The 12,652-nt window shown below is 72.0% G+C and carries 13 protein-coding genes; 8 read left to right on the top strand and 5 right to left on the bottom strand.

The genetic code is table 11. The features are described 5' to 3' along the window. Positions 1-44: 44 nt before the first annotated feature. From KUM38_RS13915 to KUM38_RS13905, 3 genes are read left to right on the top strand one after another with little or no spacing between them, the layout of a single operon-like run. On the top strand, positions 45-563 hold the full coding sequence (locus KUM38_RS13915) for a DUF2165 domain-containing protein (RefSeq protein WP_217129666.1): 519 nt from the start codon (positions 45-47) through the stop codon (positions 561-563). A gap of 32 nt (positions 564-595) precedes the next feature. After that, positions 596-1,057, top strand: a complete 462-nt coding sequence (locus tag KUM38_RS13910) for a prevent-host-death family protein (protein ID WP_217129665.1) — start codon at positions 596-598, stop codon at positions 1,055-1,057. Continuing rightward, positions 1,054-1,407, top strand: a complete 354-nt coding sequence (locus KUM38_RS13905; protein ID WP_217129664.1) for a hypothetical protein — start codon at positions 1,054-1,056, stop codon at positions 1,405-1,407. The genes KUM38_RS13910 and KUM38_RS13905 overlap by 4 nt, the downstream gene beginning before the upstream one ends. A 43-nt stretch (positions 1,408-1,450) precedes the next feature. On the opposite strand, the gene KUM38_RS13900 is transcribed toward KUM38_RS13905, so the two are convergent. The 4 genes from KUM38_RS13900 to KUM38_RS13885 all read right to left on the bottom strand — a co-directional run bounded on the left by KUM38_RS13900 (position 1,451) and on the right by KUM38_RS13885 (position 5,951). Next, positions 1,451-2,017, bottom strand: a complete 567-nt coding sequence (locus KUM38_RS13900) for a L,D-transpeptidase (protein ID WP_217129663.1) — start codon at positions 2,015-2,017, stop codon at positions 1,451-1,453. Positions 2,018-2,121: 104 nt separating this feature from the next. Continuing rightward, positions 2,122-4,710, bottom strand: coding sequence for a bifunctional FO biosynthesis protein CofGH (locus KUM38_RS13895; RefSeq protein WP_217129662.1), 2,589 nt, complete (start codon positions 4,708-4,710; stop codon positions 2,122-2,124). A 43-nt stretch (positions 4,711-4,753) separates the two neighbouring features. Beyond that, positions 4,754-5,623, bottom strand: a complete 870-nt coding sequence (locus KUM38_RS13890) for an LLM class F420-dependent oxidoreductase (RefSeq protein ID WP_217129661.1) — start codon at positions 5,621-5,623, stop codon at positions 4,754-4,756. Positions 5,624-5,744: 121 nt separating this feature from the next. Next, complete coding sequence (locus KUM38_RS13885) at positions 5,745-5,951, bottom strand: hypothetical protein (protein WP_217129660.1); 207 nt, start codon at positions 5,949-5,951, stop codon at positions 5,745-5,747. Positions 5,952-6,069: 118 nt separating this feature from the next. On the opposite strand from KUM38_RS13885, the gene KUM38_RS13880 reads away from it, so the two are divergent. The 5 genes from KUM38_RS13880 (at position 6,070) to KUM38_RS13860 (ending at position 11,822) form a co-directional block, all read left to right on the top strand. Next, positions 6,070-7,590: a CehA/McbA family metallohydrolase gene (locus KUM38_RS13880; protein WP_217129659.1), complete on the top strand. Its 1,521-nt coding sequence runs from the start codon at positions 6,070-6,072 to the stop codon at positions 7,588-7,590. A gap of 12 nt (positions 7,591-7,602) precedes the next feature. Continuing rightward, positions 7,603-8,004, top strand: coding sequence for a nitroreductase/quinone reductase family protein (locus KUM38_RS13875; RefSeq protein ID WP_217129658.1), 402 nt, complete (start codon positions 7,603-7,605; stop codon positions 8,002-8,004). A gap of 125 nt (positions 8,005-8,129) precedes the next feature. Then, positions 8,130-11,087, top strand: coding sequence for a BTAD domain-containing putative transcriptional regulator (locus tag KUM38_RS13870; RefSeq protein ID WP_217129657.1), 2,958 nt, complete (start codon positions 8,130-8,132; stop codon positions 11,085-11,087). Positions 11,088-11,287: 200 nt separating this feature from the next. Further along, a complete protein-coding gene (locus KUM38_RS13865; protein ID WP_217129656.1) occupies positions 11,288-11,491 on the top strand; it encodes a sigma-like protein in 204 nt (67 codons plus the stop codon). 184 nt (positions 11,492-11,675) lie between these two features. Continuing rightward, the gene (locus tag KUM38_RS13860) at positions 11,676-11,822 is read left to right on the top strand and encodes a hypothetical protein (protein WP_217129655.1); all 147 of its coding nucleotides are present in this window, start codon (positions 11,676-11,678) and stop codon (positions 11,820-11,822) included. Positions 11,823-12,031: 209 nt separating this feature from the next. Here the strand turns inward: KUM38_RS13860 and KUM38_RS13855 are convergent, their stop codons facing one another. Beyond that, positions 12,032-12,550 carry a hypothetical protein gene (locus KUM38_RS13855; protein WP_217129654.1) on the bottom strand — a complete coding sequence of 173 codons (519 nt, stop codon included), beginning with the start codon at positions 12,548-12,550 and terminating at the stop codon, positions 12,032-12,034. Positions 12,551-12,652: the final 102 nt, after the last annotated feature.

Below are 12,652 nucleotides of genomic sequence, written 5' to 3'. Positions count from 1 at the left end.
AACCGGCAGGGGAGGCAACGGCCTTCGCGGGGAAGGAAGAAGGCATGCCCACCACGACCGCACGCGGCGCGCTGCCCCTCGCCGCCACGCTCCTCACCGCCTCCGTCGCCCTCTACATGGCGCTGGTCGCCTTCGGCAACATCACGGACTTCGGGACGAACCAGGACTTCGTACGGCATGTCCTCGCGATGGACACCACGTTCAAGGACGACGACCTGATGTGGCGCGCGATCACGAACGAGGGCGTGCAGGACGCCGCGTACGTCGCGATCATCGTCTGGGAGACGGCCGCCGCGCTGGTCCTGGTGTACGGCACCTGGCTCTGGGCCCGCCACGACCACCCGCGCGCCCGCCGCGTCTCCACCTACGGCCTGCTGATGGTGATGCTCCTCTTCGGCGCCGGCTTCATGGCGATCGGCGGCGAGTGGTTCGCGATGTGGCAGTCGGAGGACTGGAACGGCCTGGACGCGGCGCTGCGGGTGTTCGTCTTCAGCGGGGTGGTGCTGCTGGTCGACCAGTTGCCGGTCCAGCAGGGCGGGCAATCCGGTCACCGCCCCGATTGACTTCGGAATACATTCCGAAGTATCGTCGACCCGTGTCCACTCCCACGGTTGCCTTTTCCGAGCTCTCGAAGAATTCGAAGCGGGTCGCCGAGACACTCGACCGGACGCAGCGCGTGCACGTCACGCGTCGGGACGGCGAGGATCTCTACCTGACCACCGCCCGCCACGACCAGCAGCGCGAGGAGACGGCGGACATCACCGCCCGTCTCCTGGCCGCCCTTGTGCGCAGTGACGCCGGCGAGCGGGCCATACTGCGCGCGCTGCCATCGGTCTTCCCGTGGGTCCGCCACTTGAACGCCGAGGAGTCGCGGGAGTTCGTGACCGAACTCATCGACGCCACGCACGACGCGGCCCAGCTGGACGTCCATGGCAATCTTCATCGCCTCGTCGTCGAATGGCGCGCGACGGCTCGTATCCTCGCCGATCCTGAGCTCACGGCACAGCTCACCCGCCCACGGCCGGACGAGGACCACGGCGAGGTGACGGTGCCGTGAGTCCGAAGCGCGGTGACGACGTCGCTCCGCCGCCGGTGGACGGTGAGTGGCGCCTGCGATTCGCGACCAACGAAGCAGCCAAGGGATGGGGCGAGCTGGGCGCGGAGGCCCCGGGGAACACACGTCGGTGCTTCGAAGCCCTGCGCCGCGATCCACTGTCCCGGGCCGACCCGGACCGTCAGCACAGGCTCCGCGGCCGACTGGCCACCGGCGGCCTCGGTGGTCGGGATTATCCCCAGTGGGAGTACGAGGTGACGTCAGGCGGCCGCGTCCGCTACCTCGTCGACGAGGCACGCCGCACGGTTCATTTCGTGTACGCGTCCACTCGCCACCCGAAAGACACCGAGTAGCCACGCACGTCGCCGCGACCGGTCTTCTCGTGCTCCGCCGCGCCTACTCGACGACCCTGACCGTCGTGCCCGCCGCGCCGAAGGCCCACAGGGCCTTGCCGTCGGACTTGCCGACGCGGATGCCGCCCGTCTGCGCGCCCGGGTCCGCGGGCGGGGGCGAGGAGCCGTCGACCGCGTTGGAGAAGGCGACGAAGACACCGGACTTCTGGGCGAAGTACATGATGTGCTCGACCGGGACGCCGTCGCTGCCGGTGGTGGCCTCGGTGCGCTCGCCGATCGTGTACGTGCCGGGGTCCGGGGTGACCGTGCCCGGCCAGACCGCGAAGGAGCGGCGGGGGGTGTCGCTGGCGTCGACCAGCCAGACCCGCTTCTGGCCGAGGGAGTAGACGATCCGGCGGCCGGTGCCCGAGTCGGCCGGTACCGCCGCCGGCTTCTTCTCCTCCGGCTCGGCGGACGGTTTCGCGTCCGCCGTCGCCGACGCGCTCGGCCGGGTCGTGGCGGCGACGGGCTTCGTCCCCTGGTCCGCCTGGACGGCCAGGACCGCCACCGCGGCAATCGCCCCCGTGGTCAGCCCGGTCACCCAGGCCCACGAAGGAAGACGGGCAGGCACCGGTACGCATCTCCTCAGCTACGGGTCCCGATCGAAGACCACGGCACCCGGTCGAACGCGGTTCGGATCATCCTACTGCCCGCACCGGCGCTTCCCCGGCGCTCTCAGTCCAGCACCGGCAGCAGCTCCGGCAGGTGGCCGTCCGACGCCTCCGCCGCACGACGGCGCTCCTCCGGCACCTCGCCGTACAGGGTGGTACGGGGCTTCGCCGGGCGGCCCGCGGCCTCCGCGACCGCGATCAGGTCCTTGACCGACTTGTAGGAGCCGTACGACGAGCCCGCCATCCGCGAGATCGTCTCCTCCATCAGCGTGCCGCCGAGGTCGTTCGCGCCGGAGCGGAGCATCTCCGCCGCGCCCTCCGCGCCCAGCTTCACCCAGCTCGTCTGGATGTTCGGGATGTGCGGGTGGAGGAGGAGGCGGGCCATCGCCGTGACCGCTCGGTTGTCCCGGACCGTCGGCCCCGGGCGGGCGATGCCCGCCAGGTAGACGGGGGCGTTGGTGTGCACGAAGGGAAGGGTCACGAACTCCGTGAAGCCACCGGTCCGCCGCTGGATGTCCGCCAGGGTCCGCAGGTGGCCCAGCCAGTGGCGGGGCTGGTCGACATGGCCGTACATCATCGTCGAGGAGGAGCGGATGCCCAGCTCGTGGGCCGTCGTCACCACCTCGGTCCAGGTCGCCGCCGGCAGTTTCCCCTTGGTCAGGATCCAGCGGACCTCGTCGTCGAGGATCTCCGCCGCCGTGCCGGGGATGGTGTCCAGACCGGCCTCCTTCGCCGCCGTGAGCCACTCCCGGATCGACAGGCCGGTGCGGGTCGCGCCGTTGACGACCTCCATCGGGGAGAAGGCGTGCACGTGCATGCCGGGGACGCGCTCCTTCACCGCCTTCGCGATGTCGAAGTACGCCGTGCCCGGCAGGTCCGGGTGGATGCCGCCCTGCATGCAGACCTCCACCGCGCCCACGTCCCACGCCTGCTGGGCGCGGTCGGCGACCTGCTCCAGCGAGAGCGTGTAGGCGTCCGCGTCGGTGCGGCGCTGCGCGAAGGCGCAGAAGCGGCAGCCGGTGTAACAGACGTTGGTGAAGTTGATGTTGCGGGTGACGATGTAGGTGACCTCGTCGCCCACCGCCGACTTGCGGACGTCGTCCGCGACCCGGCACAGCGCGTCCAGCGCGGGACCGTCGGCGTGCAGCAGCGCCAGCGCCTCCGCGTCCGTGAGCCGCGTCGGGTCGTCGGCCGCGGTCGCCAGGGCCCCGCGCACGTCGGTGTCGATGCGCTCCGGGACCATGCCGGGGGCGGCGGCCTCGCGCAGGGCGTCCCAGTCGCCGTAGACCTCGTCGAAGTCCTCGCGGCGGTCGCCCGTACGCCCCTCGGTGTCGATGGTGCGGTGCAGGTCGGTGCGGCCGGTCGCGGTGAACGCCTCGTCCGGCTCCTGCCAGGGCAGCCCCTCCGGGAGGGCGCCGGGGCGCGCCAGGCCGGTGGCCGGGTCGGCGAGCGCGGCCACGTGCGGGCGCAGCCGCGGGTCCAGCCACGGCTCGCCGCGCCGCACGAACTCCGGGTAGACGCAGAGGCGTTCGCGCAGCTCGAAGCCGGCCGCCCGGGACCGCTCGGCCAGTTCCTCGATCTTCGGCCAGGGCCGCTCGGGGTTGACGTGGTCGATGGTGAGCGGGGAGACCCCGCCCCAGTCGTCGATCCCGGCCGCGATCAGCCGCCCGTACTCGGCGTCGACCAGGTTCGGCGGGGCCTGGAGACAGGCGGCGGGGCCGAGGACGAGCCGGGCGACGGCGACCGTGGCGACCAGCTCGTCGAGTTCCGCGTCCGGCATGCCGCGCATCGCGGTGTCCGGCTTGGCGCGGAAGTTCTGGATGATCAGTTCCTGGATGCCGTGGTGGGCGCGGGAGATCTTGCGGAGGGCGAAGAGGGACTCCGCGCGCTCCTCGTAGGTCTCGCCGATGCCGATGAGGATGCCGGAGGTGAAGGGGACCGAGGAGCGGCCCGCGTCCTCGAGGACCCGCAGCCGCACGGCCGGTTCCTTGTCCGGGGAGCCGTGGTGCGGGCCGCCGGGCTCGGACCACAGGCGGGTCGCCGTCGTCTCCAGCATCATGCCCATCGACGGCGCGACCGGCTTGAGTCGCTGGAAGTCCGTCCAGGTCAGGACGCCCGGGTTGAGGTGCGGGAGGAGTCCCGTCTCCTCCAGGATCCGGACGGAGATCGCCCGCACGTACGCGATCGTGTCGTCGTAGCCGTGCGCGTCGAGCCACTCGCGCGCCTCGGGCCAGCGGTCCTCGGGCTTGTCGCCGAGGGTGATGAGGGCTTCCTTGCAGCCGGCGGCGGCGCCCTTGCGGGCGATGTCCAGCACCTCGTCCGGCGACATGAACATCCCGTGCCCGGCCCGGCGCAGCTTGCCGGGCACGGTGACGAACGTGCAGTAGTGGCACTTGTCCCGGCACAGCCGGGTCAGCGGGACGAAGACGCTCTTCGAGTACGTGATGACACCGGGCCGCCCCGCCGCCTGAAGCCCCGCGTCCCGCACCCGGGCGGCCGACGCGGAGAGGTCCTCGAGGTGCTCACCGCGCGCCTGGAGCAGGACCGCCGCCTCGGAGACGTCCAGGGAGACACCGTCCCGGGCGCGTCTGAGGGCGCGCCGCAGGGAGCTCTCGGTGGGGCCGCCGGTTCCGGTGGTCACGGAATTCGTCATTCTTTGAGCATACGTTCGGACTGATCAGGCCCCTTGTCCGTCCTCACCGGGCCCCTTCCTTCTCCCCGTCCACGAACGGCTGGAACGCGTCCAGCGTCCGCAGCACCTCCGTCTCCCCCTCCGGCGGCAGCTGCACCACGACCTCCTCGACGCCCAGCTCCGCGAAGTGGGCCAGCTTGCCCTCGCTGGGACGCACGGCGTACGGCACGACCTGGAGGGCGCCGGGGTCGCGGCCCGCGTCGGCCCAGGCGGTGCGCAGCGCGGGCAGCGACTCCGTCAGGCCCCGCCCGCCGATCGGCAGCCAGCCGTCGGCGTACTCGCAGATGTGCGCGAACAGCTTCGGTCCCGCCGCCCCGCCGACCAGGGTGCGCGGCCCGACCACCGGCCCGCGCGGCTTCCGCACCGGCTTGGGGTGCGCGAGGCTCGCCCGCACGCTCCCGAACTCCCCCTCGTACGCCGTCGGTTCCTCCGCCCACAGGGCCCGCATCAGCCCCATCCGGTCCCGCACCAGCTCGCGCCGGGTCCGCCACCGCACCCCGTGGTCGGCGGCCTCCTCGACGTTCCAGCCGAAGCCGAGCCCCAGCGTGAACCGGCCGCCGGAGAGGTGGTCCAGGGTCGCGATCTGCTTGGCCAGGTCGATCGGGTCGTGCTGCGCGGCGAGCGTGATGCCCGTGCCGAGCCCCAGCCGCTCGGTGACGGCGGCGGCCTGCCCGAGCGCGACGAAGGGGTCGAGCGTGCGGCCGTACTCCCGCGGCAGCTCCCCGCCCGCCGGGTACGGGCTGGTCCGCTCGACGGGGATGTGCGTGTGCTCCGGCAGGTACAGCCCGGCGAACCCGCGCTGCTCCAGCTCACGGGCGAGCCGGACCGGGGTGATCGTCTCGTCGGTGAGGAAGATCGTGACGGCGATGCGCATGAGCGGCCTTTCGTACGCGGACGACGGACCCATCAATACCCGCGCGACCCCCATCTGTCCATACCGACCGGTCGGGATTTCCTCCCGACCTCCCGACCTCCCCGGGCTCCTCGCGCCCCGCTCAGTGGAAGGCCAGCCAGCCGATCCCCGCGACCGCCGTGACACCGCCGACGGCCAGGTCGGCCGGCCGGTGGCGGCGCAGCGCGAAACCGAGCAGCACGGCGGTGAGCAGCACGGCGGCCGTTCCGATCGCGCCTTTCACGGGGCCATGGCTGAAACCGAACTCGTCGATGTGCCGGGTGAGCCAGACGAACCAGGCGAATCTCATGGTCTGCTGTCGATTCCCTTCTCTTACACGGCAGTTCACCGCTCACTACAAAGGTTGCACCGCACCGACCCCTGCACCACCCAAGCCCTGTCATCGAACGACACCTGGGAGCAGCAGCATGTGCGAGGAGCATCAGAGCGGGATCGGGCGGCGCGCCGTGTTCGTGACGGGCGCCGCCGCCGCGCTTACGTGGGGAAGCGTGAGCTTCGCTTCCGCGGCGGACCGGGACGGCCGGGAGACGAGGACGGTGCGCGGCACCCTCCCGCCGGGCGCCCCCGACTTCGTGTACGTCCCCGTCGAGGTGCCCGACGGCGTCCGCGAGATCAAGGTCGCCTACACCTACGACCGGCCCACCGTGCCGGCCGGCACCACCGGCAACGCCCTCGACATCGGCATCTTCGACGAGCGCGGCACCGGCCTCGGCGGCCGGGGCTTCCGGGGCTGGTCGGGCGGGGCCCGCACCGAGTTCTTCCTCCGCGCCGACGACGCCACCCCCGGCTATCTCCCCGGCCCGGTACGCGCGGGCACCTGGCACATCGCGCTGGGCCCCTACACCGTGGCCCCGCGGGGACTGTCGTACGAGATCACCGTGACGCTGACCTACGGGGAGCCCGGCGAGACCGTGCGGCCGGTGTACCCGCCGGAGCGGGCCAGGGGGCGGGGGCGGGCCTGGTACCGGGGCGACTGCCACCTGCACTCCTGGTACTCCGACGGCCGCCGCACCCCCGCCGAGATCGCCGCGCTCGCCCGCGCGGCCGGACTGGACTTCATCAACAGCAGCGAGCACAACACGCACGCGGCGCACGCCCACTGGGCCGAGGCGGCCGGCGACGACCTGCTGGTGCTGCTGGGCGAGGAGGTCACCACGCGGAACGGCCACGTGGTGGCGATCGGCACGGACCCCGGCACGTTCGTCGACTGGCGCTACCGCGCCCGCGACAACCGCTTCGGCCGGTTCGCCCGGCAGATCCGCCGCGCCGGCGGCCTGGTCGTCCCCGCCCATCCGCACGCCACCTGCATCGGCTGCAACTGGAAGTTCGGCTTCGGCGAGGCGGACGCCGTGGAGGTGTGGAACGGCCCGTACACGCCCGACGACGAGGTGGCGCTGGCCGACTGGGACGGCATGCTGGTGGCGTCCGTGCGGGACGGGCGGGACGGGCACGGCTGGATCCCGGCGATGGGCAGCAGCGACGCCCACCGCGACCCGGACGCCGTCGGCAGCCCGCAGACCGTGGTCCTCGCCGACGACCTGACCCGGGAGGCCGTCCTGGACGGCATCCGCGCGGGACGCTCGTACGTCGCCGAGTCCGGCAAGGTGTCCCTCGGCTTCACCGCGTCCGGCGGGCGCGGCGAACACGCGGGCATCGGCGAGCGGTTGCGGGTGGACGGGGACACCCCGGTCACCGTCCGCCTGGAGGTCACCGGCGCCCCGCGCTGCACCGTCCGGTTCGTGACCGACCAGGGCGTGCTGCACACCGGCGGCCCGCTGCCGGTGTCCGGGTCGGGCGTGGTGGAGTGGCGGACCACAGCGTCGTACGCCGCCTACGTACGCGCCGAACTGCGGCACGAGACGGCCGCCGGACCGCTGCCCGGCGCCCTGGCCGGATTCACCAACCCGATCTTCCTCGGCCGCCGGTAGGCTCACCGCACGATGACTCCTGGGACCTCGCACGCCGAACGCAAGTACCGGAGCGCCACCGCCTTCCAGCGCCGGATCAATCCCGTCCTGCGCCGGCTGCCGCTCCAGACCCTCCTGGAGACCACGGGACGCGTCTCCGGCCTGCCCCGCCGGACCCCGGTGGGCGGCCGGCGGGCCGGGGACTCCTTCTGGCTGGTGTCGGAGTTCGGCGAACGGTCGCAGTACGTCCGCAACATCAGGGCGGACCCCCGGGTGCGGGTGCGCATCCGGGGCCGCTGGCACACCGGCACCGCACATCTCCTGCCCGACGACGACCCCGTGGCCCGGCTGCGCACCCTGCCCCGCTTCAACAGCGCCGCCGTGCGGGCCTTCGGGGCGGGGCTGCTGACGGTGCGGGTGGACCTGGACGGCTGAGGACGAACTGTGTGGGCACCGTGACGGCCCGTCGTTCCCCGTGTGATCGCCGTCTCCCACGGCTGCCGCATCCGCCATGAACAAGGCAAACTGGCGTAGTTGCTCAGGATGCAGAGGGGGACTGTATGGACGGTGTGCCGCGGGGACCGGAGCAGCGGCGTCCCGGCTCCTCGACGGAGCCCGCGGCGCTGCGCTTCGGCGTGCTCGGACCGGTGCGCGCCTGGCGCGACGACGAGCCCGTCGCCACCGGCAGCCCTCAGCAACGCGCGCTGCTCGCCGCTCTGTTGCTGCGCGAGGGCCGTACGGCCACGGCGGCCGAGCTGATCGACGCCCTGTGGGGCGAGGAACCCCCGTCCCAGGCGCTGGCGGCGGTGCGCACCTACGCCTCCCGGCTGCGGAAGGTGCTGGACCCCGGGGTGCTGGTCAGCGAGTCCGGCGGCTACGCGGTGCGCGGGCTCGGCGAGGGCGCGCTGGACCTCGCGGCGGCGCAGGAACTGGCGGCGGAGGCGGAGAAGGCGCGGAACACCGGGGACCTGTGCCACGCGCGGGAGGTGCTGAACCGGGCCCTGTCCCTCTGGGACGGCGAGACGCTGGCCGGCGTGCCGGGCCCGTACGCGGAGGCCCAGCGGGTCCGCCTGGAGGAATGGCGGCTCCAACTCCTCGAATCGCGCCTGGACATGGACCTGGAGCAGGGCTGCCACGCGGAGGCGGTCTCGGAACTGACGGCGCTGACGGCGGCGCATCCGCTGCGGGAGCGGTTGCGCGAACTGCTGATGCTGGCGCTCTACCGCAGCGGCCGCCAGGCGGAGGCCCTCGCGGTGTACGCGGACACCCGCCGCCTCCTCGCCGACGAGCTGGGCGTCGACCCGCGCCCGGATCTGCAGGACCTCCAGCAGCGCATCCTCCAGGCCGACCCGGGCCTCGCGGAACCCTCGGCCCCCATGGCGGAACCGGTGGCGGTCCCCGTCCGCCCGGCCCAGCTCCCGGCGACGGTCCCGGACTTCACGGGGCGCGCCTCCTTCGTACGGGAGCTGAGCGAGGTCCTCGCGGCGGCGTCCGGCGACGAGGGCTGGGTGATGGCGGTGTCGGCGCTGGCCGGCATCGGCGGCGTCGGCAAGACGACGCTGGCGGTGCACGTGGCCCATGCGGCGCGTCCCTCCTTCCCCGACGGCCAGCTGTACGTCGACCTCCAGGGCGCGGGATCCCGTTCCGCGGAACCGGAGACGGTCCTGGGCTCCTTCCTGCGCGCCCTCGGCACGGCGGACTCGGCGATCCCGGACTCGCTGGAGGAGCGGGCGGCGCTGTACCGCTCGGTCCTGGACGGCCGCAAGGTCCTGGTGCTGCTGGACAACGCGCGGGACGCGGCGCAGATCAGGCCCCTGCTCCCCGGCACTGCGGGCTGCGCGGCCCTGGTGACCTCCCGGGTCCGGATGGTGGACCTGGCGGGCGCGCACCTGATCGACCTGGACGTGATGTCACCGGAGGAGGCGCTGGCGCTCTTCACGAAGATCGTGGGCGAGGAGCGGGTGGCGTCGGAGCGGGAGGCCGCCCTGGACGTGGTGGCGGCGTGCGGCTTCCTGCCGCTGGCGATCAGGATCGCGGCGTCCAGGCTGGCGGCGAGGCGCACCTGGACGGTCTCGGTCCTGGCGGCCAAGCTCGCCGACGAACGCCGCCGCCTGGACGAACTCCAGGCGGGCGACCTGGCGGTGAAGGCGACGTTCGAGCTGGGCTACGGGCAGCTGGAGCCCGCCCAGGCCCGCGCGTTCCGGCTGCTGGGCCTGGCGGACGGCCCGGACATCTCCCTCGCGGCGGCGGCGGCGGTCCTGGACCTCCCGGCGGAGGACACGGAGGACCTGCTGGAGTCCCTGGTGGACACGTCCCTGCTGGAGTCGGCGGCGCCGGGGCGGTACCGGTTCCACGACCTCGTACGGCTCTACGCGCGTGCATGCGCCGAGAGGGACGAACAGCCGCCCGGTGAGCGGGAGGCGGCGCTTTCGCGGGTGCTGGACTTCTACCTGGCCACGGCGGCGGGGGTGTACGCGATCGAGCGGCCGGGGGATCGCACCGTGGACCACCTCGAGCCCACCGAGTTTTCGGGGAAGGAGTTCAGCGACGACGTCAACGCGCTGGACTGGCTCCATTCCGAGTCCGCCTGCATCCTGGCGTGCGTCAGGCAGTCGCTGAAGCCGAGCACGTTGCGGCGTGGTGTCGACCTCTTGCTCGCTTCGAAGGACCTGGCGGAATCAGGGGCGAGTTCGCTCAGCTACGAGGCAGCCGCCTTCGCCGCAAGGGATGCCACGGCGGCGTCGGGAGACGCTCATGCGGAGGGACGTGCGCGCACGACGCTGGCCCAGGTCCTCAGCAGGGCCGGGCGCTTCGACGAAGCGGGAGCGGAGGCCGAAGTCGCCATCGAACTCGGAAACCGGACCAGAGATCCCTGGACAAGAGGCAACGCCCACAACGAGCAGGGCATCATCGCCAATTGCAAGAACCAGCGTGCCGTCAGTGAAGCCCACCTCCTCGAAGCCATCGCGGCGTTTCGGTCCGACGGCAACCGGCCCGGTGAAGCGAGCGCGCTCTGCAACCTCTCGCGTGTCCTCGTATCGGTGGGACGCACGGCCTCGGGAATCGATCTGGTCCGTCAGGGAATCACCATCTACGACGAGCTCGGGTTGACCTTCCGTCTGGCCAACGCCCGGTACGCCCTCGGCATCGCGCTCAGCCACGCGGCGCGTCAGGTCGAGGCATTGAACGAGCTGTCCACCGCGCTTCAGACCTTCGTGGAAAACCGGCAGCGTCTGTGGGAAGGAGCCACCCACTTCCGCATCGCCCAGGTTCATCTCTCGGCTCATCGACCGGCTCAGGCGGCACAGCACGCCGAGCAAGCCTTGACGACAGGAAGCATCGGCGGGGATTGGATGCGGGCCAACATCCTCACGCTCTTGGGACGCTCGCTCAGCGCTCTCGGTCAGATTGATCGTGCGCGTGCGTGCTGGCGGGATGCTCTGACCATCTACGAGAAGTCCGAGGCACCGGAAGCGACCGATCTGCGGAAACTGTTGCGGCCAGTCGGAGCAGCCTGATCGGGCCGGGGCGTTCATCGAACGTTTATGGGCGGCTGTCACTCTCAACGCATCGATCCGTCGCGTCGGGGGGCAGACGGTCGTCGGGGTTTCACCTGTAGGGTGATCGACCCCGCAACGCCTGTTCGGCGGCCCGCGGGGGAGTCGCCGAACAGGCCTCACTCGTCAATCGCTCTGCCAATCTCATGGGGGCTGCAGCTATGAGCAACACCGCCAACAGCAACGAAGAAGCGAAGAACGACGCCATCACGACGCTCGACAGCCACATGCCGGCCCCGCCGAAGGACGGCACGGCCACCACTCAGGACAGCCACATGCCGGCCCCGCCGAAGGACGGCGCGATCACCACTCTCGACAGCCACATGCCGGCCCCGCCCGCCCTGGACCTCGACGGCGGCAAGTAGCCGTCCTTCCCGCACGGGGAATCGGCCGCGGCGGCGCGGAGGGGGAGCCGCCGCGGCCGATGTGTGTCCGCACAGGTTTCTGGTCAACCTTTGACGCGAACCGTTCGAATCACTCGAACAGCTGACTGTGTGCGTCCTAATGTCCCTTCCCGTACGGATCTGCTCTCCCACAACAGGAGTCCTAGTGACCCGCACCAAGAAGGTTCTCGCCACCATCGCCCTGGTCCTCGGCATCACCGGCGCCGTGGCGAGCCCGGCGCTGGCCGACAACCACATGCCGGTGAGCCCGCAGGACGGTGTCGTGGTACCGCTCGACAACCACATGCCCTGACGCATCGCCCGACCACCGATGGGGCCGGGGGAAACCTCGGCCCCATCGTCGTACGGCCGTGATCTACGTACCGTCCAGCTCGCACCACACCGTCTTGCTCCCACCCCCCGCCCCACTCCCCACCCGCACACCACCGCTTCGAGCGGCGACAGCCCGCGCCCCCTTCGTCCCCGGCACCGGCCCGGCGGAGGACAGGCCGCGTGCGCGGCTCAGCGGGCCGCCGGGGCGTACAGACCGGGGTCGCACTCGGCGACCAGGGTCACGTCCGTGTCGTCACCGACGTCCACCCGCACCGTCGCCGTGTCGTTCGCGGGCACGTCGACGTCCTGGGTCCGGGTGGCGACCTCCGCGCCGGCCGTGTCCTCGAAGATCACGGTGACGGTGAAGACGCCGTCCGTGGCGTTCGGGTTGGTGACCTCGACCGTGGCGTGCGGGGACGCCTCCGAGGCGCAGGTCACCAGTTCCACCGTGGCGTCCTGCACGGACGCGGACGCGTTTCCGCTTCCGCCGCCCGAGGTGTCGTGGTCGTCGTCATCGTCGTAGTCGCGGTGTGAGCCGCCTCCGGAACTCGACGACGAGTCGTGGTTCTGGTCGGAGCTGCTGCACCCGCCGCCGCTCCCGTCGCCGCTGCCGCCGCTGCCGCCGCGGCCGGTCGAGAAACCGGTGAGGGTGAGGACGACGAGCGCCGAGACCGCTGTGAGCTTGAGTGTGTTCCCCCGGGGATTCATGGCCGTCAGGCTAGCGATCTTTGTGTCACGGGCATGTCACCGCCTGGCGACCGTCGCGTACCCGGCGTAGCGTCTGCGGTGGGAGCGGCGGCCGCCGCTCCC

The organism is Streptomyces sp. AC558_RSS880, from assembly GCF_019049255.1.
Classification (GTDB): domain Bacteria; phylum Actinomycetota; class Actinomycetes; order Streptomycetales; family Streptomycetaceae; genus Streptomyces.
This window is presented reverse-complemented; position numbering and strand designations above follow the sequence as displayed.

Excerpts from the sequence above, each read along its gene's own strand:
- KUM38_RS13875 (WP_217129658.1), top strand. The coding sequence starts at position 7,603 with ATGACTCCTGGGACCTCGCACGCCGAACGCAAGTACCGGAGCGCCACC.
- KUM38_RS13885 (WP_217129660.1), bottom strand. The coding sequence starts at position 5,951 with ATGAGATTCGCCTGGTTCGTCTGGCTCACCCGGCACATCGACGAGTTC.
- KUM38_RS13915 (WP_217129666.1), top strand. The coding sequence starts at position 45 with ATGCCCACCACGACCGCACGCGGCGCGCTGCCCCTCGCCGCCACGCTC.
- KUM38_RS13895 (WP_217129662.1), bottom strand. The coding sequence starts at position 4,710 with ATGACGAATTCCGTGACCACCGGAACCGGCGGCCCCACCGAGAGCTCC.
- KUM38_RS13890 (WP_217129661.1), bottom strand. The coding sequence starts at position 5,623 with ATGCGCATCGCCGTCACGATCTTCCTCACCGACGAGACGATCACCCCG.
- KUM38_RS13870 (WP_217129657.1), top strand. The coding sequence starts at position 8,130 with ATGGACGGTGTGCCGCGGGGACCGGAGCAGCGGCGTCCCGGCTCCTCG.
- KUM38_RS13855 (WP_217129654.1), bottom strand. The coding sequence starts at position 12,550 with ATGAATCCCCGGGGGAACACACTCAAGCTCACAGCGGTCTCGGCGCTC.
- KUM38_RS13880 (WP_217129659.1), top strand. The coding sequence starts at position 6,070 with ATGTGCGAGGAGCATCAGAGCGGGATCGGGCGGCGCGCCGTGTTCGTG.
- KUM38_RS13865 (WP_217129656.1), top strand. The coding sequence starts at position 11,288 with ATGAGCAACACCGCCAACAGCAACGAAGAAGCGAAGAACGACGCCATC.